Genomic DNA, 23,724 nt, shown 5'->3' on the forward strand with positions numbered 1-23,724 from the left:
CTCCCGGCACTCCGGCTTCCCCGGTGCTCCGGCTTCCCCGGCACTCCGGCTTCCCCGGTGCTCCCGGCTCCCCTGGCTGCCTCGGCTCACCGCACCCGGGCGGCGATCGTCCGCGCGCAGTCCAGGGACTCGGAGTGGGTGGTGTCCACCTCCAGGTCGTAGGTCACGCCCCGGTGGACCGACTCCGCCTGGGCGGCCGCCATGCCCCGGGCCCGGTCCCCGCGGGCGAGTTCGCGGCCCTCGGCGACCGCGCTCTCGCACCGGACGCCGACCCAGAGCACGTCCAGACCGGCGAGTGCCTTGCGCCACGGCTCCTGGGAGTCCGCTCCGCCGAGGAAGACGTCGTCGACGAGGACCCGGGCCCCGGCTCTCGCCATCGCGGCGACGCCCTCCCGCCAGGCCCCCTCCAACTCCCGGAAGGCGGCGCCGACTTCCACCCCGCCGTCGGCGGTGAAACCGATCCCGCCCTCGGTCCCGCGCAGTGCGGGCGGCATCGCCTCCACCAGCGAGTCGATGGCGGCGGCGAGCCACGGATCCGGCAGTACGGCCTGGAGGCACCGTACGAGCCCGGACTTGCCGGAGCTGGAGCCCCCGTTCAACACGATCACCTGAGTCTTCACCCGCTCACGGTAGGGGCGAAGCCCCGGCCCCGCGAAGCGATTTCCGCCGGGCGGGCCGACGGACGGGCGGACGAGCGGGCGGGCGGGCGAAGAGGTGGACGGACGCGCGAACGGGCCGCCCGGCAGACGGACGACCGGATGGGCCGACTGGCAGGCGTACGGGCCGCCGACACCCCCGCCCCCACCCCCGTCCTCACACCGGCAGCAACCGGGCCGCCAGCGCCTCCAGTTGGCGGATGTTGCGGCAGGAGTGCATGTCGACGAGTTCGGCGTAGCGCAGGGCGGCGGAGTCGCCGGTGCCCCAGAGGGAGACCGGTTCCGGGTTGAGCCAGTGGACGCGGCGGACGTGCTCGGCAAGGACGGCCAGGGCGGGGCGGTTGGGGTCGGCGTTGTTGGTGCGGGCGTCGCCGAGGATCAGGACGCTGGTGCGCGGGGTCAGCTCGCGCAGGTACCGGGTGGTGAACTCGCCGAGCGCGCTGCCGTAGTCGCTGCTGCCGTGGTAGCCGGTGACCTGGGCCTCCTCGAAGATACGGGTGCCGAGCTCCTCGGCGTCGTCGGTCTCGGCGACCAGCCGGGTCACCTCGTCGGTGCGGTTGACGAAGGCGAACACCCGTACCTTGCCGAACTGTTCACGCATCGCCTTCACCAGGAGCATGGTGAAGTGCGCGAACCCGGCGACCGATCCGGAGACATCGCAGAGCAGCACGATCTCCGGGCGGGAGGGCCTGCGGCGCCGGTAGGCGAGGTCGAGCGGGACGCCGCCGGTGGACAGCGAACGCCGCAGGCTGCGGCGCAGATCCACGGTGCCGCGCGCGGCGCGGCGCCGCCGGGCGGCCAGCCGGGTGGCGAGCTTGCGGGCCAACGGCTGGACGGCGCGCCGGAGTTCGGCCCGGCGCTTGGCGTCGCTCAGCCGGAAGTCGGCCTCGTCCACGCTGCCCGAGATCACCCGCCGGGCCATCCGCTGCCTGCCCTGCCGCTCCGCGACCCGGCGCCGCGCCTCGGCCCGCACCTCGCCGCGGAAGGACTCGATGAGGCGCCGGATCTCGTCCGCCTCCAGGCGTGCGGTGAAGTCCTGCCCGGCCAGGTCCCCGGCCAGCGCGCCGGTGCCCTCGCCGCCGTCCCGGGCTCCGGAGGTCCCGGCGGCGCGTGCCGAGCGGATCGCGGTGAGCACCCGGGCGAGCAGGGTCTCCGGCTGGAGGCGGCCGAGGGTCTGGTGCGAGGACCAGCCGTCGCTGCCGGTGCTGCCGCCGCCGTACCGGCCGAAGCCGTCCACCGCCTCGCGGGCCAGCCGGGCGAGCCCCGCCTGATCGCCCGCCGCCAGCGCCTCGGCCAACCGCTCGCGCAGTGCGGCGAGTTGGGCCCGCTCCTCGGCGGCGCTCCGTACGGGCGGTTCGGTGCGGGAGTCGTCCGCGGCGGAGTCCGCCGTGCTCGCGGGCTCGGCCCCCTGCTCCTCGCGCCGCCCGGTGGGCGCGCCCACACCGAGCGGGAAGTAGAGGTCGAACACCGCGTCGTAGACGGAGCGTTGGCGCTCCCCGGAGAGCAGGACGGCGGCCAGACCGGCCCGCATCCGCTCCCGGTCGGTGAGCCCGAGGAGGGCGAGGACCTCGGCCGCCTGCGCGCTCTCGCCGGGCCCGACCAGGAAGCCGTGCCCGCGCAGCGCGCCGACGAAGCCGGTCAGCCGCTCGGCCAGGCCCTCCGCCCGCCGGTCGCCCGCACCGTCCGCTCCCCGCGCCGCGCCCTGGGCCGCCGGATCCACCGGGTCCACCGGGCTCAGTCCGCGGCCGGGCGGCGGACGACGGTGCGGGCGTTGCCGGTGGCCACGGTCGCCTCGGTGATCAGCTTCTCGGTCGCCTTGACCACGTCGTCCTGGTGCTTGAGCACCACGCCCAGGCTCTCGCGCACCACGCGTTCGTCGAGGGTGTCCGCGCCGAGGGCGAGGAGGGTGCGGGCCCAGTCGACGGTCTCCGCGACCGAGGGCGCCTTGCGCAGGCCGAGGGCGCGCAGCGCGGCCACCGTACGGACCACGGAGTCGGCCAGGACCTCGTCGAGGCCCGGCACCTGGAGCCGTACGATGCGCAGCTCCAACTCGGTGTCGGGATAGTCGAGATGGAGGAAGAGGCAGCGCCTGCGCAGAGCCTCGGAGAGCTCGCGGCTGGCGTTGGAGGTGAGCACCACGAAGGGGCGGTGGGTGGCCTCGACGGTGCCGAGTTCGGGGACCGTGATCTGGAAGTCGCTCAGCACCTCCAGGAGCAGCGCCTCCACCTCGACATCGGCCTTGTCGATCTCGTCGATCAGCAGGACCGAGGGTTCGGTGCGGCGGATGGCGGTGAGCAGCGGCCGGGCGAGCAGGAACTCCTCGCTGAAGATGTCGTCCCGGGTGGCGTCCCAGCCCCCGGCGCTCCCGCCCGCGGGGTCCTCGGTGCCGGTGGCCTCCCGTCCGGCCGTGATGCGCAGCAGCTGCTTGGCGTGGTTCCACTCGTACAGCGCGCGGGACTCGTCGATGCCCTCGTAGCACTGGAGCCGGGTCAGCGGCGCGGATCCCACCCGCCCGACCGCCTTGGCCAGTTCGGTCTTGCCGACGCCCGCCGGGCCCTCGACCAGGAGCGGCTTGCCGAGGCGGTCGGCGAGGTAGACCGTGGTCGCCACGGCGGGCGAGGCCAGATAGCCCACCTCCGCGAGCCGGGCGGCCACCTCGTCCACGGAGCCGAAGAACCCGGCCGCCACCTGTCCCTGCTCAGTCATCCGCCGCCCATTCCTCCCGGCCGCCGCCACGAACCGTTCCGTGGCCGTGGCACCGATCCTCGCACCCGGGGCGGACGCCCTGGAAGAGGGACCGGAGACCGGAGAGAAGAAGCACCCGGGTGCCGGAGGCCGCGAGCGGGCGCGGCACGCCCGGTCCGTCCCGGGGCCGCACCCGAAGGAAGCCGACCGCACCGGCCGTCAACTCCCTTGCGGGGAAAGCCGATGGAACAGAAAAGGGCCGCGCAACGACAGCTCGCTCCCCTGCTGCGCGATCCCGCAGCAGGGGACAACCGCCCGTACCTCCGGCCGGTCGATCCGGACGCATCGACCCCTTCTACCGCTGAGGTACTCATGAAGCTTCGCCCGTCCCTGGTCCTCGCCGCCGCGACCGCCGCTCTCGCCCCGGCCGTGCTGCTCGCGGCACCGGCCGCCTCCGCCGCGCCGACGGGCGGCCAGGTGGTGTGCAAGGACGACGGCAGCCACCCCTTCGACCGCTCGCTGCGCACCGGCTTCTCGGGCATCCCCGCGAAGATCGTGGCGGGCAGCGGCTTCCACGCCTTCACGCTCCACGTGGAGAACACCGGCGGCCGCGCCTACCCGCAGGTCGACCTGCGCGCCTTCGCCTCCCAGGTGGACGACGACAACGTCTTCACCGACTTCACCCACGTCACCCTGCAGTACATGGACCGCGCCACCGGCGCCTGGACCGGCGTCCCGCTCGACGTCGACCAGCCCGAGGAGATCCGCGGCCGCCTGGGTACGACCGCCGTGCGCCCCCACGAGTCCTTCTCCCTCGACCTGCGCGTCGCCCTGGACAGGACGGCCCCCACCAGCGACGCCTCGGCCCTCAGCACCGGCGTCTACACCGACACCGAGGGCAACTGCGTCTACACCGGCGAGGGTTACCAGGCCTTCCGGGTCCAGAAGGCATCAGGCCCGAGAACTCAGCGCTTGAGCGTGAAGGTGAAGTCGCCGGAGAGCTTGCCGCTCAGCCGGACCGCCGAGACGAGCTTCCCCTCCGCGAGGAGTCTCTCGACCTCGGCCCGGGAGAGGCCGCACCCCTCGGCGATCAGTCGCACCGGCCGGAGGGGGATCGGCGCCGCGAAACGGACCGCGATGTCGATCACCTCCCGGTCCAGGTGATCCGAGCCCCCGGTGTCGAGACGCCAGGCGCCGTCCCAGTCGAGGGCGGCGCGATTGCGGCGCAGCATGACCGGGTCCCGGAGCAACTCGGCTGTCAGGGCGGGGTCGTTGGCGTGCAGCCGGTCGAGGAGTTCGGGTCGCAGGGAGCGTACGTTGCGCCGCTCCAGGACCGTGAGCTTCGCGGTCTGGCCGCAGGAGGTGCAGAGCACGAGGAGCCAGACGTCGAGGAGTTTGTGGTGGGCGTTGACACGGAATCTGCCGCTCGCCCGGAAGCGTTCGGACGTGCACGTGGTGCAGCGGCGGCGGACGAGAGGCAGGCAGGCGGGCATGACCACCCAGCTGTTGAGCACAGAAGTACACCGGTTTCAGTGAGAATGCGGCAGCAGAAAGGGGCGCGGCGCGAAGGCGCGGCGCGCGACGAATCAGCGCTCGGGGGTTCTCACACGGTGTACAACGGCACGTCCTTGCCCAGACGACTCGGTTCGGCAGCACGGTAACGGGGCCCGGCGGCGCCGCTCCACCGCTTTTCGCGCCTCCCCGCACCCGGGGGGACGGACGCGCCCGGCCGGACCGACCCGACCTCAGGCCCGCAGCCGGGCGGGCCGGACCTCAGCTCTGCCGCGTACTCCCCGTGGTGGTCCAGGAGGCGAGGATGCGCAGGCCGTCGTGGGAGGGGGTGCCGGGTTCGGCGGTCCAGACGACCAGTTGCTGTTCGGGGTCGTTCACGCAGGCGAGGGCGTCCCAGTCGAGGGTCAGCTCGCCCGCCAGGGGGTGGCGCAGCGTCTTGGAGCCTCTGCTGCGGGCGGTGACGTGGTGGTCGGCCCACCAGCGGCGGAAGTCGTCGTCGAGCATGGAGAGTTCGCCGACGAGTTGGGCCATCCGCTGGTCCTGCGGATGGTGCCCGGCCTCCATGCGGAGCATCGCCACGCAGTCGTGCGCGACGCGTTTCCAGTCCGCCGCGTGCAGCGCTCTCATCGCCGGATCGGAGAAGATCAGCCAGGCGTAATTGCGCTGTTTCTCCGGGAGCTGCGAGAAATCGATGAGCAGCGCCTCGGCCATCGGGTTCCAGGCCAGAATGTCCATGCGGCGGCCGAGGACGAGGGCCGGGGTGGAGGTGAGTTCGCCGAGCATTCTCCGCAGCGCGGGCTGGACCTTCTGAGCGGGCCGGCGGCGCGGTTTGGCCGCCTCTTTCCCGGCCAGCTCGAAGAGGTAGTCCCGCTCCTCGTCGCTCAGGTGGAGAACGCGGGCGAGGGCGTTGAGCACCGGCGCGGAGGCCTGGCGCCTGCCCTGTTCGAGCCGGGTGTAGTAGTCGGTGCTGATCGAGGCCAGCAGCGCGACCTCCTCGCGGCGCAGGCCCGTGACCCGGCGCTTCGTACCGGTGTCCGGCAGCCCGGCGCTCCGGGGGCTGACCTCCGTCCGGCGCGCTTTGAGGAAGGCGCCCAGCTCATTCGCCTTACTGCTGCTCATGCGACAAGTCTGCCAGGGCACGCCACTTCTGTGGGGAGGCCAGTTCTGTCCCTGGGATGCCGGGACGGACGGGCGGGCGGACGCGTAAGGCAATGCGCGGGAATCCATGCATTACCGGGACCGCCTGCATTATCAGGACCAGCCGCATTACCGGACCAGGGGAATCACGGAAAGCACGGAAATCACGGAAAGCACAGAGACCGCCGAGATCGCCGAGACCGCAGAGACTCCAGAGATCACGCGATCTTGCCCGCTGCCGAGAAAACGTCCACGTGCCCCTGCCGCGCGGGCAGGGGCACGTGGACCTGGGCGTGGTCCAGGGGCGCGTGCTTCAGACGGCCGTGGGTCAGATACCGCAGTTGGGCGCCGACCAGAAGCGGCCCTCGCCGCCCGCGACGTGGGTGTGGTCGTCGTGGCCGGGGTAGCCCGGGCCGAGGATCTCGGTGAAGCCGTGGTTGCGGGCGGCCTGGGCGAGGGCGCAGAAGCCCTGCGAACCGGCGCCGAGGTCGGCCGCGTGGCCGTACATGTGGCGGCTGTTGGCGGCGCCGCCGACCGAGCTGTTGCAGGCGACGCTGCGGAAGCCGCCGTTGACGGTGATCGGCTTGTCGCCCATGGCGTGGCGCATGGCCTGGAGCTTCCACATGGTGACCAGGGCGTTGGCCTTGGCCGTGGCGGCGCTGACCTTGCCGCCGGACCAGTCGGAGTTGCAGTTGTTCAGCTCGCCGTAGGCGAAGTTGACCGGGGTGCAGTCGTCGTCCTGGAGAGCGTAGATCTTGTTGAAGGTCGCGGGGCCCGCGACGCCGTCGGCGGCGAGTCCGTACGCCGACTGGAAGCGCTGCACGGCGGCCTTGGTGGCGGGGCCGAACTGGCCGTCGATGCCGAGCTGGCTGCCGCTGCCGGGGTATCCGGCGACGCGGATCTGGAGCTGGCGCACCGCCTCGCCGGAGGCGCCCTCGCTGAGGGAGCCGCTCCAGGTGTAGCAGCCGTCGGCGATCTTCGCCTGGGAGACAGGGGCGGGGCTCGCGGACGCGGGGACGACCGCGGGCGCGGCGAGCATCAGGCCCGCACCGGCCGCTATCGACACCAGCGCTCTGACAGATCGTGAAGTCATGTGGGGCTGCCTCTACTCGATCGGTGGTACCGGACAGAGAGGCACGAGGGTGGCGGTATTGCGAAGCTGTGTCAAGGGCATGTCAAGAGTCACCCAAGCCGGGGAAAGGGGTGGTCAATCCGGGCAAAAGAGCCCTGGTCGAGGGCGCGAGTGCGCACCAGGGGCGCGCACGGTCGCACGCCCGCGCACGCCCCTCGGGTACGCACCGTCCCGCGCAGGTCGGCCCCGCGCGCCCGCGAACTCCCCCCACCCGGCGGCGGAGGCCGAGGCGCGGCGGCGTCCGGCAGGAGGTCCGGGGCCGTCTGTGCCAGCGTGGGAGGGGAGGCCGGACACCGGCCTGCAGCGATGAGGGAGCCGATCATGCGGGACCTGGTCATCACCGAGAACATCACGCTCGACGGGGTCATCGACGCCGCCGGGGACTGGTTCGGCCCGGCGGGGGCGGCGGGCGCCGACATGTCCGATGTCACCGAGGCGCTGAACGAGCAGATGCGGGCCGCGGACGGATTCCTCGTCGGGCGGCGGACCTTCGAGCAGATGCGGGACTACTGGCCGCAGCAGACGGAGGACACCACCGGCGTCAGCGCCTATCTCGACCAGGTCGCCAAGTACGTCGTCTCGCGCACCCTGGGCGCACCGGGCTGGGAGCCGACCACCGTGCTGCGCGGGCCGGTCGCCGAGGAGGTGCGGGCCCTGAAGTCGACGCCCGGCCGGGACATCGTGACCACCGGCAGCCTGACCCTGGTGCCGGAGCTGATCACCCGTCACCTCGTGGACGAATACCGTCTGTTCGTCTATCCGGTGGTGCGCGGCGAGGGGCAGCGGCTCTTCGCGGACGCCCGGGCGACGCCGGGCCTGCGGCTGGTCGAGTGCCGCCCGTTCTCCTCGGGGATCGTGCTGCTGCGGTACCGGACCGCGGCGTCCTGAGTCCGCCTGAACGCCCTTTGCCGACCCATTGACACCGTCAACTTAAGCGCTTTAGGGTCCCCGTTCAATACGGGACATTCTCCACTGTGCCCGCCACGGTGGGATTTCCTCCGGGGCGGAGCGGTCCCCCACCCGTCACGGAGGAACCCATGCAGAGACGACGGATCCTGTCCGGCCTCGGAGCGGCGCTCACCGCCTCCGCGCTCGCCGGATTCACCCTGGGCCCGGCGCACGCGGCCACCGACTCCCCCTCCGCGAAGGCGGACTCCCCCCACGTCCTCGCGTATTACCAGACCCAGTACAAGGACGGCTCCTACGTCTCGCCGCTGCCGCTCAAGGGCATCGCGACGGATGTGGAGGTCGCCGCCTTCCACCTCAACGGCGACGGCTCGATCCACCTCAACGACGACCCGCCGTCCGACGCCAAGTTCGACCAGGTCTGGAAGGACGTCGCCGAACTCCAGTCCTCCGGGACCAAGGTGCACGCCCTGCTCGGCGGCGCGGCCCAGGGCACCTACGCCAACCTCGCCGCGGACTTCGAGAGGTACTACAAGCCGCTGCACGACACGGTGGAGAAGTACGGGCTCGACGGCGTCGACCTGGACATCGAGGAGACCTTCTCGCTGGAGAACACCAAGAAGCTGATCGAGCGGCTGCGCACCGACTTCGGCACGGACTTCAGCGTCATCCTCACCCCGGTCGCCACCGACCTCGCCGGCACCTCGAACTTCTCCGGCGGATTCGACTACGCGCAGCTGGAGCGGGAGGCCGGGAGCCAGATCAGCTTCTACACCGGCCAGTTCTACTGCGGCTGGGGCGACCTCGGCGGCACCGGCAGCTATGACAACGTTATCGGCAACGGTTTCAGCCCCTCCCGGGTCGTCGCCGGAGCGCTCACCAATCCGGCCAACTGCCAGGGCTACGTGGAGCCCGGCACCCTCGCCTCGACGCTGACCGCGCTCAAGGACAAGCACCAGGGCTTCGGCGGCGTGGCCGGCTGGGAGTACTTCAACGCGGTGGAGGTCGACGGCACCGGGCCCGCCACCTGGTACGCCCACGTCCGCAAGGCCGCGGGCGGCTGACCCGCACCCGCGGAAGAGGCGGACCACCGCTCCGGCCGGGCCCGTACGGCGAAGTCGCCACCCGGCGGCGCCGTACGGGCCCGCTCGCGCGGGGGTGCGGGGCAGCTCAGCGGGTGCGGCCCGCCCCGGGCAACCCGGCGAAGTGCGCACAACGCCCCCGGGAAGCCGCCCGGATTTCGCCCTGTCGCCATCTGGCCGGGTGAGCCTACGGTGTCGCCCGGCCGCCGCACCCGCGCTGGCCGAGACCTGCCGTACGGCCGTGTCCTGTGCGCCGGTCGTCGTGAACTGCCCCGCGGGGCACCGAACTTGAGGGAGAGCCGGTCGTGCGATTCCGGTGGCGTATGCGGACGGGGATCCTCGCGGTGGGGCTCGGCCTCGGCTGCCTGGCGGCTGTTCCGGCGGCGGGTGCGGCCGGGGCGCGCGGCCCGGCGGCCGAGTGGCCGGGGGACGCCTCGGTGCGTACCGCGGACGAGAAGGACTTCTTCGGCGAGAACCTCAGCGGGCTGTCCTTCGGCAGCGGGGACGGCAGCGGCGACGCGGACGTGCTCTGGGCGGTGAAGAACGGTCCCGGCACCCTCTACCGCCTGGTGCCCGACGGCGAGAACTGGGTGCCGGACCCGTCCGGCGGCTGGGCGGACGGCAAGGCCCTGCACTACGCCGACGGCGGCGGCGACGCGGACGCGGAGGGCGTGGTCGCCACCCCGGAGGGGGTCTTCGCGGCCACCGAGCGCGACAACGACGAGGAGGACGAGAGCAGTCAGCGGATCCTGCGCTTCGACACCGGGAGCGGGTCCGGCGACTCGCTTGACGCCGCCGAGGAGTGGGACCTCACCGCGGACCTGCCCGACTCGGAACCCAACGCCGGTATCGAGGCGATCTCCTGGGTCCCGGACGCCTATCTGACCGCGCACGGCTTCAAGGACCAGCGCACCGGCGGCAGTTACGACCCGGGCGGCTACCCCGGCCACGGCGGCGGTCTCTACCTGGTCGGCCTGGAGTCCACCGGTGCGGTCTACGCCTACGCGCTGGGCGAGGACGGTGACGCCACCCGGGTCGCCGACTTCCCGACCGGCTTCGAGGCCGTGATGGACCTGGAGTTCGAGCCGGGCACCGGGCGGCTCTGGGCGGCCTGCGACGACACCTGCGACGGGCAGACGGCCACCCTCGGCATCGAGGACGGGGCCTTTACGGTGGACCAGGTCCTCGACCGCCCCGGGGACATGCCGAACCTCAACAACGAGGGCTTCGCGATCGCCCCGGCCGCCGCCTGCGCGGGCGGGCGCCTGCCGGTGCTCTGGTCCGACGACGGCGGCGAGGACGGACACGCCCTGCGCGCGGGGTCGTTGACCTGCTAGCCAGCCAACCCAGCCGTATGTGCAGGTGACTTGAGGCTGCTCCGCGCTCGGCCCACGGAGGTGGGCGAGACGGTCGGGCAGACGGGCGACCGGCCCCCGGGGGAGGGGGGCCGGTCAATGTCCGTACCGGGTACGGCTGGTGACGGGACGTCAGCGCAGACGGTCCACGATCTTCTTGATCTTCTTGCCGCTCGGGGACTCGTTGAGGGTGTTCCAGAGCTTCTGGGAGCTGGTGGAGGTGTAGACGCCGGGGGCGCCCTGGCCGCCGCAGCCCTCGCCGTAGGAGACGATGCCGACCTGGTAGCGGACGTCGCGGCCCGGGACGCTGCGGAAGAGCGGGCCGCCGCTGTCGCCCTGGCAGGAGTCCTTGCCCTCGACCCCGGCGCAGACATTGACCTTGGTGTCGTACTCGTCGTAGCTGAGCTTGCACTCGTCGTGCGAGAGGAACGGCACCTTCACCTGGCGCAGGCGGTCCGGGAACTGCTCCCGGTCGACATCGGTGTTGCCCCAGCCGGTGACGGTGGCCTTGGCGCCGGGGCGGATCAGGGAGTCGGTGCCCGGGGTGGGCAGCTTGACCGGGGAGACGCCCTTGACCGGCTTCTCCAGGACCACGAGCGCGAGGTCGTACGCCGGGTTCTTCGCGTACCGGGGGTGCACCAGGATGCCGCCCGGGTCGCCCGCGCCCGTCGAGGGCAGGACGTTGCGCAACCGGCCCTGCTGGGTGTCGGAGAGGACCGTGCGGCCGACGGCGACCTGGATGTTCTTCGGCTTCTCGCCCTCGACGCAGTGCGCGGCGGTCAGGATCGTGGTCGAGTCGAGCAGGCTGCCGCCGCAGAACTGGCGGTCCTTGAGGCTGCCCTTGCCCTTGGAGGCGAGCGCGGCCATGAACGGGTAGGTGTCGTCGGCGACTTCGGTGCCGCCGATGATCGGCTTGGCGACGCGCCGGCCGGGGCCGCCCTGCCCCTGGTCGGCGGAGGCGGCACCGGCGGGCGCGGCGGTGCCGATCAGCGCGAGCACGGCGCCCGCGGCCGCGGTGGCGGCGGCGCCTCTGGTCAGGGTGCGGCGGCGGTCGGTACGAGATCTCATGGGGGGTGGCTTCCTTCGAGGCGTGCGAGAACGTACAGGCCCGGAATTCACGGGTGCGCGGTCCCACGGAATTCCGGAATCGGGCCACCTCCGCACGGCTCATGGAGACAGCGCGTCCGGCCGCCCGCCGCATACGGAATACGCAGGCAGGAGGCGCAGGGGAACGGCCCGTCCGGCCACGCTAGACAGGAATTCCGGCGCCCGTCAATCACTCCCGGAAGCAACGGAATTACCGTGCAAGGGAGTTGATGATTCCCCCTGCACTGTCTGATGCGGAAAGGCGCTCCGGGGTTCATTCGGCTCTTCTTTTTTCTTGTTCTCTTCGTGTCGGAGACCGGGCGAGGGGTCTCCCCATCGCGGCCGTCCGGTTCGCGGCCGTCCGGCCGCGGGTCAGTGCGCGTCGTCGGTGGGGCGGACGTGGCGGGGGACCCAGGCCCAGGCCATCGCCCCGGCGGCGAGGGCGAGGAGGCCGCCGAGGGCGAAGGCGGGGGTCATGCCGAGGGTGAAGGCGTGGGTGACCTGGTCGAGCAGGGTGGCGCCCGCGCCGCCGCCGAGCTCCCCGGCGGTGTGCGCCGCCTCGCCCACCGAGTCGCGGGCGGCGCCGGGCACCCCGTCCGGGAGGTGGTGGCGGTAGAGCACCATGGCAAGGGAGCCGAGTGAGGCGACCCCGAGGGCGGCGCCCAACTCGTAGCAGGTCTCGTCGATCGCGGCCGCGCCACCGGTGTCCTCGACCGGGGTCACCGCCATCAGGGTCACCGAGGCGGTGGTGGTCGCCACCCCGGCGCCGAAGCCGAGCAGCAGCAGGGCCACGGCCATCCAGCGGTAGCCGAGTCCGCCGTCCCCGCTCTGCACCAGCCAGGGCAGGACCAGGCCGAGGGCGGTCACCACCAGACCGGCGCCCATCACCTGCCGTACCTCCAGGGCGTGGATCAGGCGGGGTGTCACCATCGAGCTGACGATCAGGGCGAGGGGCGCGGGCAGCAGGTGCAGGCCCGCCGAGAGCGGCGAGTAGCCCTGGGCGTACTGGAACCACTGGGTGAGCAGCAGGAACACCGCGCCGAAACCGATCATGCTGAGCAGGATCGCCAGCGCCGAGACGGTGAAGGCCCGCCGGGTGAACAGCCGTACCTGGAGCAGCGGATGGGGGATCCGCAGCTGCCGGCGGACGAAGACGGTGAGCAGCACCGCGGCGGCGGCGAGCAGTGCGAGCGGCAGCGGGTCGGCGGCCCCGCGCTCGCCGAGTTCCTTGATCCCGGCCGAGAGCGCCAGCATCCCGGCGACCGACTGGCCGACCCCCGGCCAGTCCCAGCGGCCCGAGCGCGGCGCGCGGGACTCCGGGAGCAGCCAGAGGCCGAGCAGGACCGCCGCGGCGGCCACCGGCACATTGAGCAGGAAGGCCGCCTGCCAGCCGGAGTCCTCGACCAGGAGGCCGCCGACGACCGGGCCGAGCGCCATGCCGCCGCCGATGACGGCGGTCCACACCGCGTAGGCGAGGGCCCGCTCGCGGCCGTCGGTGAAGACCTCGCGCAGGATCGACAGGGTGGACGGCATGATCGCCGCGCCGCCGATCCCGAGCAGCGCGCGGGCCGCGATCACCTGCCAGGGCGCCTCGGCGAAGACGGCGCCCAGCGAGGCGAGCGCGAACACCGAGAAGCCGAGGAGCAGCAGCCGCTTGCGGCCCCAGCGGTCGCCGAGCGCCCCGGCGGTCACCAGGAGGCCGGAGAGCGCCAGCGAGTAGGCGTCGATGATCCACAACTGCTCGACGGCGCCCGGCTGGAGGTCCTCGACCAGGGTCGGGAAGGCCACGTTCAGGATCGTGGTGTCCATCCCGATGAGCAGCAGGCTGCCGGAGAGGATCGCCAGGATCGCCCACCGGCGGGCGTGCACGCGCGGGTCGGCGCCGGAGGGCGCGGGCGCCGGGCCGGGGGCGGCCGAGGAGCCGGGGCGGTCGGGGCGGTCGGGGTGGTCGGAGCGGTCGGGGGTGGTCATGCCGGGGTCATCCTTGCGGTCGTACGAGGGCGCGGGTGCGGGGCCGTTGCCGGTGGGGCGGGAGAGCGCGGTCAGTTCTCCCCCTGCGCTCCCTCCCCCCGGCGCACCGCCAGCGGGGTCACGCCCCACCACCTGCGGCAGCACCGGGTCAGCGCCGACTGCTCGGAGAGGCCGAGGAGGGCGGCGATCTGGCCGAGGGGGAGGCGGGTGCCGGTGAGGTAGCGGCGGGCGGCGCGGCGGCGTTCCTCGTCCAGGACCCGGGCGAAGCTGGTGCCCTGTTCGCTCAGGCGGCGCTGGAGGGTGCGGGGGTGCAGGTCGAGGAGGCGGGCGGTGGTGCGGATCTCCGGGGCCGAGGTGCCGAGGGACTGCTGCACCACGGCGCGGACGCTGGTCACCAGGTCGCTGCGGGCGCCGGAGGACTGCTCCTCCAGATAGGCGAGGGCCAGCCGCCGCCGGTGGGCGTCGCTGCCCGCGAGGGAGCGGTCGGCGAGGGTGACCGGGGCCCGCAGCAGCGCCTCGGGGCGGTCGGTGCGCACCGGGACGCCGAAGAAGTCCTCGTACACCGTCAGGGGGGCGAGCGGCGGGTGCGGCAGGTCGACGCCGCGCAGTCCGTAGGGGCCGACGAGGTAGGTGATGGCGCGGTGCACGAAGCCGAGGGAGAGGTCGGCGCCCTGGGGCGGGAACTCCAGGCCCTCGCGGACGCCGTAGCGCAGCGCGGCCACGCCCGGTACGCCGTACGGGTCGGGGTCCAGGCTCAGCCGCATCGAGGGGGCGTGCACGAAGAGGTAGCGGGTGGTGCACTCCAGGGCGTCGCGGAGGGTCTCGGAGTTCTGGATGGCGAGGGCGAGGGCGCCGAGCATGCCGATGTCCTGGCGGGCCGCGATGCGCAGGCCGAGGTCGGGGCAGTCCAGGTCGGCGGCGGCGACCTCCAGGATCGTGGCCATCGCCTCCTCGGGCACCAGGACGTCGTCCGCGTCCAGCGCGGACACCGGGAACTCGGACTGCCGGGCGTAGGCCTCCGCGTCCCCGCCGAGTTCGGCCACGGTCGCGCGGAAGCCCCGCAGTCCGGCGGATCTGATCACCGACATGTCGTCCAGGGTCAAATAACTGTCGTCCGGGGTCAATTCTTCCGGGCTGTGCTTCCGGACACTGGGAGCATGACGCCTACCGAGAACTCCCGCACCGGCACCCCCGGCCCCGAGGGCCGGACCGCGCCCGCCGAGGCGGCCACCGAGCACCTCGACGTGGTGATCGTGGGCGCCGGTCTGTCCGGCGTCGGCGCCGCCTACCGCCTGGGGACCGAGTGCCCCGAGCGCTCGTACGCCGTCCTGGAGGCCCGGCAGTCGATGGGCGGGACCTGGGACCTGTTCCGCTACCCGGGCGTGCGCTCCGACTCCGACATGTTCACCCTCGGCTACCCCTTCAAGCCGTGGGCGGGCGAGAAGGTGCTCGCCGACGGTCAGGCGATCCTCGCGTACATCAAGGAGACCGCCGCCGAGTTCGGCATCGACCGCAGGATCCGGTACGGCACCCGGGTGCTCAGCGCCGACTGGTCGAGCGCGACGGCCCGCTGGACGCTGACCCTGGAGCGGACCGACGCCTCCGGCGCGCGCGTGCGCCAGACGCTGACCTGCGACTTCCTCTACTCCTGCGCGGGCTACTACAACTACGCGCAGGGCCACTCCCCCGAGTTCGCCGGGGCCGAGGACTTCGCCGGGACGCTCGTGCACCCGCAGTTCTGGCCCGAGGACCCGAAGGGCGAGCTGTACGCGGGCAAGCGCGTGGTGATCATCGGCAGCGGGGCGACCGCGGTCACCCTGGTGCCCGCGATGGCCGAGAAGGCCGCGCGGGTGACCATGCTGCAGCGCACCCCGACCTGGATCAGCTCGCTGCCCTCCCGGGACAAGGTCGCCGACCTGGCGCGCAAGGTGCTGCCCGCGGGCACCGCGCACCGGGTGGTCCGCACCAAGAACATCCTCTTCGCGATCGGGCTCTACCAGTTCTGCCAGCGCAGCCCGAAGGCCGCCCGGCGGGTGCTCACCGGCCTCAACAAGCGCGTCCTGCAGGACGATCAGCTGGTGCGGGACCACCTGACCCCCACGTACAACCCCTGGGACCAGCGGCTGTGCGCGGTGCCGGACGCCGATCTGTTCCGCTCGATCAAGCGGGGCGAGGCGGAGATCGTCACCGACCACATCGACCGCTTCGTGCCCGAGGGCATCCGGCTGAAGTCGGGCCGGGTCCTGGAGGCCGATGTCGTCGTCACCGCGACCGGGCTGCAACTGCTCGCCTTCGGCGGCATCACCCCGCATGTGGACGGCGAACCGGTCGACCTGAGCAAGCAGTTCGTCTGGCAGGGCGCGATGATGACCGGCGTCCCCAACTTCGCCGTCTGCATCGGCTACACCAACGCCTCCTGGACGCTGCGCGCCGACCTCACCTCGCGCCTGGTCTGCCGGGTGCTCAACCACATGCGCCGCAACCAGTACGCCGCGGTCGAGCCCCGGCCCACCGGCCCCCTCACCGCGCGCCCGCTGCTGGACCTCGCCGCCGGTTATGTGCAGCGCTCCATCGACGCCTTCCCGCGCCAGGGCGACCGCGGCCCGTGGAAGGTCCGGCAGAACTACGTCCTGGACGCCGCGACCACCATGCGCCGCAGGCTCGACCGCACCCTGGCGGCGACCCCGGCCCACGAGGTGCGCCAGGCCCGGGCGGCCGCGGAGAAGGCCGCCGCCCCGCTCCACGAGGCCGCCCGCTGAGGCGAGTCGGACCTCCGACCAGCCTTCACCGCCCTACGCGAGGAGCCCCGTGCCCCGGCTGCCCCGGCCCACCCGCCCGAACCGGCCCGCCCCCTACCGCTTCACCGGCGGCACCGCCGTCCTGACCGGCGCCGCCAGCGGGATCGGCGAGGCCGAGGACCGGGAGGGCAAGGACGCCTCCGCCCGGCTGCTCACCCATCCCCCGGACCGGGCCGCCGAGTTGATCCTGCGCGGGGTGCACCGGCGCCGGGCCCGGGTGCTCATCTCCTGGACCGCCCACGCCCCCCGACGTACTCCAACGCCTCTTCCCCGCCTCGTACTTGACGGTGCTGAGCCGCCTCGCCCCGGGTGCGGCACGGAACGCCGGTTCACGGCTCGGCGCGCGGGCGGGGAGCGCGGGGCGCGGCGGCGAGGAGCAGGGCAGCGGGGTCTGAGGCCCGGGGGCAGCGGGGTCTGAGGCCGGGGGCGGCGGGCCAACAGGTCTGCCAGGCAAGTGATTCGGGGGCCGTCCGCCCCGACTACCGCCCCGCGTCGAAGCGTTCGCGGGCGGACTCGATCTCGTCGAGGTAGCGGCGGGTCCAGGCGCACATGCCGTTGACGGTGTCGCGCAGGGCGCCGCCCGCCTCGGTGAGCCGGTACTCGACCCGCGGCGGCACGGTGGGGTACACCGTGCGGTCCACCAGCCCGTCCCGTTCGAGTCCGCGCAGGGTCTGGGTGAGCATCTTGTGGCTGATGCCCTCGATCGCGCCGCGCAGCTCGGTGAAGCGCAGCGTCCGGTCGCCGAGCACATTGATGAGCAGCAGCGCCCACTTATTGGCCACCCCGGCGAAGATCTCCCGCGCCAGCGAGTCCGCGCGGGTCACATCACCGCGCCGCGCCGGGTCCGCCGCCACGCCCGCCGCCCCGCCCATCGCCGCGTCTTCCACCACACCCTCCGCCGCGCTCTGCGCCGACCGGCCCTGGCCGCTGAACTGCTGGGTCACCGCGGGGTTCCCTTCTCACCGGAAAGTGCGTTCTTCCACGTCAGAGCCTACTCACCTACGGTTCCCCGGTAACCAGCAGAGACCGGCAGGGCGCCGGGCGGACTCCCCGTACCCCCGCCCGTGCCCGACCGTACGGAGCCACCGCCGATGCGCATCCTGAAGACGTACGCCCGCCTGTGGACCGAGGACCTGGACACCGCCCTGCCGCTGCTTGCCGAGCTGACCGGCCGCCGCCCGGACCTCCGACTCGCCTTCGAGGGCGTCGAGTTGGCCGCGCTCGGCGACTTCCTGGTCATCGCGGGCCCGGCCGCCGAGCGCGCCCGGTACGCGCACGCCTCCGCCACCGCCGTGGTGGACGACCTGGACGCCGTCGCCGCCGCCCTCGCCGCCGCGGGCGCCACCGTCACCACCCCGCTCACCGGCGGACCGACCGGCCGCTTCCTCTACGCCCGGCACGCGGACGGCGCCGAGATCGAGTACGTGGAGTGGACCCCGGAGATCCGCGCCCGGATCCTCGGCGGCTGACGCCCGCCGCCGATCCGCGGGAGCCGTCGCCCGCCGCCGAGTCCCCTCCGGCGCCGCGGCCCGCCGCCGGGACCGCCGCCCTCCTCCGCCAACCGGCTGAACCTCGCCACCCCGCCGCGGCCACCCGCCCGCCGGGGCGCCCGGGGCCGCCGGGCGGCGGCGACAGTCGGAGGCGGACCCCGGCCGTGTGTTCGGCGGCGGGTTCCGGGAACCAGGAGAGACGCACGCAGAGCGGCGCCGCGCACGGTGGTGCCGCCGCCACGGCCAGGAGGCGCGATGTCCCAGTCCCCAGCCCCCGTACCCGAGGAGCCCGCGCACCGGCGGACCGACCCGGACGCGCAGGTGCCGACCCCGGACGGCGGCGGCCTGAGCTGCCTGGTGACCGGGGCGACCGGGTACATCGGCGGGCGCCTGGTCCCCGAGCTGCTCAAGGCCGGGCACCGGGTGCGCTGCCTGGCGCGGACGCCCTCCAAGCTGCGGGACTACCCGTGGGCGGGCCAGGTGGAGGTGGCGAAGGCCGATGTCACCGACGCGGCCGCGGTGCGCGAGGCGATGCGGGGCATCGAGGTGGCGTACTACCTGGTCCACGGGCTCGGCGGGAAGGGCGACTTCGAGGAGCAGGACCGGCGGGCCGCGCGGGTCTTCGCCACCGAGGCGAAGGCCGCCGGGGTACGCCGGATCGTCTACCTCGGCGGGCTCACCCCCGTCGACGTGCCCGAGGAGGAGCTCTCCCCGCATCTGCGGTCACGCGCCGAGGTGGGCCGGATCCTGCTCGACTCGGGGGTGCCGACGACCGTGCTGCGGGCCGCGGTCATCCTCGGCTCCGGCTCGGTCTCCTTCGAGATGCTGCGCTATCTGACCGAGCGCCTGCCCGCGATGGTCACGCCCAGCTGGGTGCACACCCGCATCCAGCCGGTCGCGGTACGGGATGTGCTGCGGGTCCTGGTCGGCAGCGCCCGGATGCCCGCGGAGGTCTCCCGGAACTTCGACATCGGCGGACCCGACATCATGACGTACCGGGAGATGATGCTCGGCTACGCCAAGGCGGCCCGGCTGCCGCGGCGCCTGGTGATCTCGGTGCCGATGCTCAGCCCCAACCTGTCCAGCCACTGGGTCGGCCTGATCACCCCGGTCCCGGCCTCCATCGCGCGCCCCCTGGTGGAGTCCCTGCGGCACGAGGTGGTCTGCCGGGAACACGACATCGCCCGGTACGTGCCGGACCCGCCCGGCGGCTACCTCGGCTTCACCCGCGCCCTCGAACTGGCCCTGCGCCGCGTGCAGGAGGCCCAGGTCACCACCCGCTGGTCCTCCGCCTCGCTGCCCGGCGCCCCGAGCGACCCGCTGCCCACCGACCCGGACTGGGCGGGCGGCAGCCTCTACACCGACCGCCGGGAGCGCACCGTGGCGGCGAGCCCCAAGGAGCTGTGGCGGGTCATCGAGGGGATCGGCGGGGTGCACGGCTGGTACTCCTTCTCGCTGGCCTGGGGGGTGCGCGGCTGGATCGACCGGATGGTCGGCGGGGTGGGCCTGCGCCGCGGGCGCCGCGACCCCTACCGGCTGCGGGCCGGGGACTCGCTGGACTTCTGGCGGGTGGAGGAGGTCCGGCAGGGCGAACTCCTGCGGCTGCGCGCCGAGATGCGGCTGCCGGGCCTGGCCTGGCTGGAACTCTCCGTCGGCAAGGACTCCGCGGGCCGCACCCAGTACCGGCAGCGGGCCCTCTTCCATCCGCACGGCCTCGCCGGACAGGCGTACTGGTGGAGCGTCTCGCCCTTCCACGCCTTCGTCTTCGGCGGCATGTGCCGCAACATCGCCCGCGCGGCCGAACGCGCCGCCGGGGGCTAGGACTGGGTCAACACCCCTACGAGCGGGCGCTGTTGGCCGGAAAGTGCCCGAAGTGCGAGGGCCCTGCGGAGGTGCGGGGAGGGGACGGGCACGGATACGTGGAGATGATTGATTGGGTATCCGTACTTCCCGGACTTTGTGCGCACGCGGATTGGAACGCCGGGCCGCGGGACGTAAGTTCCTGGCCATGCCCGGATGAGGAGGAGCGCGCTCAAAGGCGCGCCTCCGGCCCGGGCCACCCCCACCCCAGCACTCTCTCCCCACCCAAAGAGAGCCCACAGACACATGCGCGTCCCCCACCGGACACCCCCGGTCCACCGCTCCCTGATACCCCTCCGCCCGCTGCCCCGCGTCGCGGCCCTCGCCACCGCCCTGGCGCTGCTGCCGCCGCTCGCCGGATGCGGGGTGCTCTCCTCCTCGGACGAGGAGAAGCGGGTCGTCGTCGGAACCTCCAGCGCCCCCAGCACGCTTGACCCCGCGGCCTCCTGGGACGGCTCCTGGGAGCTGTTCCGCAACATCTACCAGACCCTGCTCAACTACCCCTCGGGCAGCAGCTCCCCGCAGCCCGACGCCGCCGAGTCCTGCCGCTTCACCGATCTGTCGAACCGGGTCTACACCTGCGAGCTGCGCGAGGGCCTGACCTTCTCCAACGGCGACACGCTGGACGCGAAGGCGGTCAAGCACTCCCTCGACCGGATCCGCGCCATCGACGTCGAGGGCGGCCCCGCGGGCCTCCTCGGCAGCCTCGACCGGGTGGAGACCAAGGGCGAGCGCACCGTCGTCTTCCGCCTGAACAAGCCCGACGCGACCTTCCCCTTCGTGCTCGCCACCCCGGCGATGTCGATCGTCGACCCGAAGGCCTACCCGAAGACCAAGCTCCGCGAGGACGGCAAGGTCACCGGCTCGGGTCCGTACGCCCTGGAGTCCTTCAAGGAGGACGTACGGGCCGAACTCGTCCGCAACGACCGCTACAAGGGCTTCGCGGACCGCAAGAACGACGCGGTGACCATCCGGTACTTCCAGGACTCCGGGGCGATGATCAAGGCCCTGCACCGCGAGGAGATCGACGCCACCTACCGCGGGCTCGCCGCAAAGGACATCGTCGCCCTGGAGTCCGAGACCGGCCACGAGGACCTGCAACTCGTCGAGGGCTCCGGCACCGAGGTCCGCTACCTCGCCTTCGACGCCGACCACCGCTGGACCTCGAAGCCCGCGGTGCGCCGGGCGATCGCGCAGATCCTCGACCGCGGCGGCATCGCGCACAAGATCTACCGGGACACCGTCGACCCGCTGTACTCGATGGTGCCGCGCGGCCTGGCCGGCCACACCACCGCCTTCTTCGACGTCTACGGCAACCCCGACGCCGAGGCCGCCGAGCGCATCCTCACCAAGGCGGGCATCCGCAAGAAGGTGCCGCTGACCTTCTGGTACCCGACGGACCGCTTCGGCTCGGTGACCGGCCCCGAGTTCGAGGAGATCAAGCGGCAGCTCAACGCCTCCGGACTCTTCGAGGTCACGGTCGAGGGCCGCCCCTGGAAGGAGTACGCCAAGGGCTTCCGCAAGGGCAAGTACCCGGCCATCGGCAACAGTTGGTTCCCCGACTTCCCGGACGCCGAGAACTTCATCGCCCCCTTCGTCGGCAAGCAGAACGTCCTCGGCATGCCCTACGAGTCCCCCGAGATCACCGACCGGCTGCTGCCCGAGTCCCGCCGGGAGACCGACCGGGGCGCCGTGGTCGACCAGTTCGAGCGGGCGCAGCGGATCCTGGTGGACGACGCGCGGCTGCTGCCGCTGTGGCAGGGCAAGCAGTACGTGGCCGCCAGCGAGGACATCGCGGGCGGCGAACGCGCCCTGGACCCCTCGACGATCATGCAGATGTGGGAGCTGCACAAGAAGACCAGCTGGTAGGGGAGTTGGGACGCCGACCGCTCAACGCCCGGGTGCATCGGTGGAGTTGGCGGTCTCCTCGAAGAAGGCCGTCAACTCGCCGCCGCCGAACCCCGGTTACGGGGGCGGGCCGGGCTCAGTCCGGCTCCGGTGGCGCCCACTCGTCGACGAGGAGTTCGTCCCCGACCGCGAGCCGCCCGCCGCGCAGCACCGAGAACTTGGCGCCGAAGACGACACCGCCGCCCTCGCCGCGCCGGTAGTCGGCGAGGGTGCGCAGCGGCTCGGGGCCCTCCCGGACGCCGGTCGACTGGTCCACGGTGGTGACCGCGCAGCGCACGGCCGGTTTGGTCCAGCCCCAGACGGTGGTCCCGGCCCGTACCCGCCGGGCGCGGTCCTCGGTGTGCGGGGTCTCCCAGCCGTCGACCACGACGTTGGGGCGGAACCGGTCCATCGGCAGCGGCGGCGCCTCCCGCTTCGCCAGCCGCTCGTGCAGCAGGTCGAGCGAGGACCGGGAGAGGACGTGCAGGGCGCTGCTGTCCGCGTAGCCCGAGGTGCCCGGGGTGATGCCGTCGGTGACCCGGTCGTGCTCCGGCGGCACCCGCACCAGCCTGCTCGGCTTCCCCAGCACCCCGGAGAGCCACTCGGCGGCGGCCTCGCCCTGGTCGATGCCGAGGAAGGGGTTCTTGAAGAGGGTGACCGCGCGGCGCGGCCCCTCGGTGTCGACCTCGAAGCCGACGCTCCCGGCCCCCTGCGCGCCGAGGGTCATCCGGAGGCCCTCCCCGGCGGCCCCGGCGTCGAGCGCGGGGCGGATCAGCGCGAGGCGCGGGTCGCGGCGCTGGCTGCGGAAGACGCCCTCGGGGTCGGTCACCATGAAGGAGCGGTCGTGCCGCAGCCCGGCGTCCGTCAGCTCCGCCTCGGGCAGCCGGACTCCCGCGCAGCCCTTGATCGGATAGGTCACCAGCTCGACGATTACGGCCACGGGCCCAGCGTACGGGGCGGCGGCCGGGGCGGGGCGGGCCGCCGGGGCGGCCGCGGCGGAGCGCTCAGTTCCAGCTGAGGCCGTGCACCCCGGGCGGGCACTTGGCTCGGTAGAGGTGGGCGCAGCCCGAGCCGTCGAGACGCACCGGGCGCACCCGGGTCCGCGGGGCGGTGAAATTCTCCTGGAAGTGCGTGACGGCCCGGACCGGGACGCGGTCCGGATGGAAGTGCACCTGGAGGGTGTACACATCCTGGACGCGCCGGATCCCGCGCAGATAGAAAGGGCGCGGTGCGGCGCAGCAGCCCGCCAGGATCTCGTAATCGACGACCGCGGTTTCGCCCGCTTCCAGCTTTCTGCCGAAACCGAAGCGGAGCAGCGCACCGGAATTCTCGCCGTGCACGACTTCGCCGAGCTGTCCGCAGTGCGGGACGATCTCGAAGGGCCTGCCGTCGAGTTCGCAGAAGTTGCCCAGCTCCTGGGCGCCGCCGCGCAGTGCCTTCACGACATGGTGCACGCGCACCGTCCGTATGCAGCCGTGCTCGTCGAGGCGCAGGGATTCCTGGGTGAGCAGAAAGGCGAGGTCCCGGTTGACCCGCGTCACCCGGGGACCGAGCAGGCCCTCCTGCCAGGAGTCGCGGCCGTAGACCCGGTAGGTCGCCGCGCTGAAATCGCCCCCGGCCACGGGTCTTCGGCGCGGCCGCGGCGGTCCGACCAGGGCGGTCAGGCTCCCGGCGGGCAGGTCGAGGAGCGCCTCGACCTCCTCGAGCGCCCGCAGCGACTCCGGGCGCTCGGGCCGGGTGCGCCCGCACTGCCAGTAGCTCAGGGTCGCCGGGGTGATCCGCACCCCGCGCAGCGCGAGCCGCTCGCAGACCCGGTCCAGCGGAAGACTGCCGGCCCGCAGCGCTTTGCGAAGGGCTACGGCAAACGTTTCGGATTCATTCCGTACCTGCTCCGACGCGGGCATTCCGCGACCCCCGGATTCTTCCGTCTGCTGCGCTCCGGGCGCCCACTCAAGCCGGACCGCGGTCCCCTGTCAACGGGCGGGCCCCCTTTTCCCTTTCGGCAAGCGGAACGTACCGGCGGGTCATTAAGAATCCCGCCGGGATTCCTTGATTTCTGTGCCGCGCACGCCACTTGTCACCCCGGGGCGCGCGGCCACAGAGTTCTGCCGCGGCGGTCAGCCGGGCTCCTCGCGGCCCGCCGCACTCCACCCCCCTCTTATCGGAA

20 protein-coding genes are annotated in these 23,724 nt (G+C 73.0%); 8 read left to right on the plus strand and 12 right to left on the minus strand.

From position 1 onward, the window contains the following. Positions 1–86 precede the first annotated feature (86 nt). The 6 genes from cpt to MID12_RS15025 all read right to left on the minus strand — a co-directional run bounded on the left by cpt (position 87) and on the right by MID12_RS15025 (position 7,083). A complete protein-coding gene (cpt, locus tag MID12_RS15000; RefSeq protein ID WP_263167746.1) occupies positions 87–620 on the minus strand; it encodes a chloramphenicol phosphotransferase CPT in 534 nt (177 codons plus the stop codon). 193 nt (positions 621–813) lie between these two features. Continuing rightward, positions 814–2,376 (minus strand): VWA domain-containing protein, encoded by a 1,563-nt coding sequence (locus MID12_RS15005; RefSeq protein WP_411577062.1) that lies wholly within the window; start codon positions 2,374–2,376, stop codon positions 814–816. Positions 2,377–2,390: 14 nt separating this feature from the next. Next, entirely contained in the window at positions 2,391–3,362 is a 972-nt protein-coding gene (locus MID12_RS15010) for an AAA family ATPase (RefSeq protein WP_263167748.1), read from the minus strand. 944 nt (positions 3,363–4,306) lie between these two features. Continuing rightward, complete coding sequence (locus tag MID12_RS15015; RefSeq protein WP_263167750.1) at positions 4,307–4,855, minus strand: DUF1062 domain-containing protein; 549 nt, start codon at positions 4,853–4,855, stop codon at positions 4,307–4,309. Between the two features lie 259 nt (positions 4,856–5,114). Further along, positions 5,115–5,972 (minus strand): helix-turn-helix domain-containing protein, encoded by an 858-nt coding sequence (locus MID12_RS15020; RefSeq protein WP_263167753.1) that lies wholly within the window; start codon positions 5,970–5,972, stop codon positions 5,115–5,117. A gap of 346 nt (positions 5,973–6,318) precedes the next feature. Beyond that, positions 6,319–7,083: a M15 family metallopeptidase gene (locus tag MID12_RS15025; protein WP_040250901.1), complete on the minus strand. Its 765-nt coding sequence runs from the start codon at positions 7,081–7,083 to the stop codon at positions 6,319–6,321. Between the two features lie 360 nt (positions 7,084–7,443). Between MID12_RS15025 and MID12_RS15030 the strand changes: the two genes are divergently transcribed. The 3 genes from MID12_RS15030 to MID12_RS15040 all read left to right on the plus strand — a co-directional run bounded on the left by MID12_RS15030 (position 7,444) and on the right by MID12_RS15040 (position 10,447). Further along, positions 7,444–8,010, plus strand: a complete 567-nt coding sequence (locus MID12_RS15030) for a dihydrofolate reductase family protein (RefSeq protein WP_263167756.1) — start codon at positions 7,444–7,446, stop codon at positions 8,008–8,010. A 149-nt stretch (positions 8,011–8,159) separates the two neighbouring features. Then, entirely contained in the window at positions 8,160–9,092 is a 933-nt protein-coding gene (locus MID12_RS15035) for a glycosyl hydrolase family 18 protein (protein WP_052482359.1), read from the plus strand. A 341-nt stretch (positions 9,093–9,433) separates the two neighbouring features. Continuing rightward, positions 9,434–10,447 carry a hypothetical protein gene (locus MID12_RS15040; protein WP_263167760.1) on the plus strand — a complete coding sequence of 338 codons (1,014 nt, stop codon included), beginning with the start codon at positions 9,434–9,436 and terminating at the stop codon, positions 10,445–10,447. Between the two features lie 150 nt (positions 10,448–10,597). Here MID12_RS15040 and MID12_RS15045 read toward each other — a convergent pair whose 3' ends face one another. The 3 genes from MID12_RS15045 to MID12_RS15055 all read right to left on the minus strand — a co-directional run bounded on the left by MID12_RS15045 (position 10,598) and on the right by MID12_RS15055 (position 14,610). After that, positions 10,598–11,533, minus strand: a complete 936-nt coding sequence (locus MID12_RS15045; protein ID WP_263167762.1) for a S1 family peptidase — start codon at positions 11,531–11,533, stop codon at positions 10,598–10,600. A 390-nt stretch (positions 11,534–11,923) separates the two neighbouring features. Then, on the minus strand, positions 11,924–13,522 hold the full coding sequence (locus tag MID12_RS15050; protein WP_263167764.1) for an MFS transporter: 1,599 nt from the start codon (positions 13,520–13,522) through the stop codon (positions 11,924–11,926). A 71-nt stretch (positions 13,523–13,593) separates the two neighbouring features. Continuing rightward, positions 13,594–14,610, minus strand: a complete 1,017-nt coding sequence (locus MID12_RS15055; protein WP_263167767.1) for an AraC family transcriptional regulator — start codon at positions 14,608–14,610, stop codon at positions 13,594–13,596. Between the two features lie 69 nt (positions 14,611–14,679). Here MID12_RS15055 and MID12_RS15060 point away from each other — a divergent pair, with 69 nt between their 5' ends. Together MID12_RS15060 and MID12_RS15065 are read left to right on the plus strand one after the other, a co-directional pair. After that, positions 14,680–16,281 carry a flavin-containing monooxygenase gene (locus MID12_RS15060; protein WP_263167768.1) on the plus strand — a complete coding sequence of 534 codons (1,602 nt, stop codon included), beginning with the start codon at positions 14,680–14,682 and terminating at the stop codon, positions 16,279–16,281. A gap of 49 nt (positions 16,282–16,330) precedes the next feature. Further along, entirely contained in the window at positions 16,331–16,738 is a 408-nt protein-coding gene (locus tag MID12_RS15065) for a hypothetical protein (RefSeq protein WP_263167770.1), read from the plus strand. A 61-nt stretch (positions 16,739–16,799) separates the two neighbouring features. Here the strand turns inward: MID12_RS15065 and MID12_RS15070 are convergent, their stop codons facing one another. After that, on the minus strand, positions 16,800–17,192 hold the full coding sequence (locus tag MID12_RS15070) for a winged helix-turn-helix transcriptional regulator (protein WP_052483151.1): 393 nt from the start codon (positions 17,190–17,192) through the stop codon (positions 16,800–16,802). 219 nt (positions 17,193–17,411) lie between these two features. On the opposite strand from MID12_RS15070, the gene MID12_RS15075 reads away from it, so the two are divergent. The 3 genes from MID12_RS15075 (at position 17,412) to MID12_RS15085 (ending at position 21,539) form a co-directional block, all read left to right on the plus strand. Continuing rightward, a complete protein-coding gene (locus MID12_RS15075) occupies positions 17,412–17,789 on the plus strand; it encodes a glyoxalase (RefSeq protein WP_040250909.1) in 378 nt (125 codons plus the stop codon). Between the two features lie 276 nt (positions 17,790–18,065). Beyond that, the gene (locus MID12_RS15080; protein WP_078844980.1) at positions 18,066–19,631 is read left to right on the plus strand and encodes an SDR family oxidoreductase; all 1,566 of its coding nucleotides are present in this window, start codon (positions 18,066–18,068) and stop codon (positions 19,629–19,631) included. A gap of 285 nt (positions 19,632–19,916) precedes the next feature. Then, positions 19,917–21,539, plus strand: coding sequence for an ABC transporter substrate-binding protein (locus MID12_RS15085; protein ID WP_263167774.1), 1,623 nt, complete (start codon positions 19,917–19,919; stop codon positions 21,537–21,539). Between the two features lie 115 nt (positions 21,540–21,654). Here MID12_RS15085 and MID12_RS15090 read toward each other — a convergent pair whose 3' ends face one another. Both MID12_RS15090 and MID12_RS15095 read right to left on the minus strand, forming a co-directional pair. Next, the gene (locus tag MID12_RS15090; RefSeq protein ID WP_040250912.1) at positions 21,655–22,497 is read right to left on the minus strand and encodes an MOSC domain-containing protein; all 843 of its coding nucleotides are present in this window, start codon (positions 22,495–22,497) and stop codon (positions 21,655–21,657) included. Positions 22,498–22,561: 64 nt separating this feature from the next. Further along, entirely contained in the window at positions 22,562–23,461 is a 900-nt protein-coding gene (locus tag MID12_RS15095; protein ID WP_145945145.1) for an XRE family transcriptional regulator, read from the minus strand. Between the last annotated feature and the right edge of the window lie 263 nt (positions 23,462–23,724).

Origin of the sequence: Streptomyces sp. SCSIO ZS0520 (assembly GCF_025643355.1) — a bacterium.
GTDB lineage: Bacteria > Actinomycetota > Actinomycetes > Streptomycetales > Streptomycetaceae > Streptomyces > Streptomyces physcomitrii.

Excerpts from the sequence above, each read along its gene's own strand:
- MID12_RS15095 (WP_145945145.1), bottom strand. The coding sequence starts at position 23,461 with ATGCCCGCGTCGGAGCAGGTACGGAATGAATCCGAAACGTTTGCCGTA.
- MID12_RS15060 (WP_263167768.1), top strand. The coding sequence starts at position 14,680 with ATGACGCCTACCGAGAACTCCCGCACCGGCACCCCCGGCCCCGAGGGC.
- MID12_RS15085 (WP_263167774.1), top strand. The coding sequence starts at position 19,917 with ATGCGCGTCCCCCACCGGACACCCCCGGTCCACCGCTCCCTGATACCC.
- MID12_RS15070 (WP_052483151.1), bottom strand. The coding sequence starts at position 17,192 with ATGGGCGGGGCGGCGGGCGTGGCGGCGGACCCGGCGCGGCGCGGTGAT.
- MID12_RS15050 (WP_263167764.1), bottom strand. The coding sequence starts at position 13,522 with ATGACCACCCCCGACCGCTCCGACCACCCCGACCGCCCCGACCGCCCC.
- MID12_RS15075 (WP_040250909.1), top strand. The coding sequence starts at position 17,412 with ATGCGCATCCTGAAGACGTACGCCCGCCTGTGGACCGAGGACCTGGAC.
- MID12_RS15010 (WP_263167748.1), bottom strand. The coding sequence starts at position 3,362 with ATGACTGAGCAGGGACAGGTGGCGGCCGGGTTCTTCGGCTCCGTGGAC.
- MID12_RS15055 (WP_263167767.1), bottom strand. The coding sequence starts at position 14,610 with ATGTCGGTGATCAGATCCGCCGGACTGCGGGGCTTCCGCGCGACCGTG.
- MID12_RS15045 (WP_263167762.1), bottom strand. The coding sequence starts at position 11,533 with ATGAGATCTCGTACCGACCGCCGCCGCACCCTGACCAGAGGCGCCGCC.
- MID12_RS15035 (WP_052482359.1), top strand. The coding sequence starts at position 8,160 with ATGCAGAGACGACGGATCCTGTCCGGCCTCGGAGCGGCGCTCACCGCC.
- MID12_RS15040 (WP_263167760.1), top strand. The coding sequence starts at position 9,434 with ATGCGGACGGGGATCCTCGCGGTGGGGCTCGGCCTCGGCTGCCTGGCG.
- MID12_RS15020 (WP_263167753.1), bottom strand. The coding sequence starts at position 5,972 with ATGAGCAGCAGTAAGGCGAATGAGCTGGGCGCCTTCCTCAAAGCGCGC.
- MID12_RS15080 (WP_078844980.1), top strand. The coding sequence starts at position 18,066 with ATGTCCCAGTCCCCAGCCCCCGTACCCGAGGAGCCCGCGCACCGGCGG.
- MID12_RS15025 (WP_040250901.1), bottom strand. The coding sequence starts at position 7,083 with ATGACTTCACGATCTGTCAGAGCGCTGGTGTCGATAGCGGCCGGTGCG.
- MID12_RS15030 (WP_263167756.1), top strand. The coding sequence starts at position 7,444 with ATGCGGGACCTGGTCATCACCGAGAACATCACGCTCGACGGGGTCATC.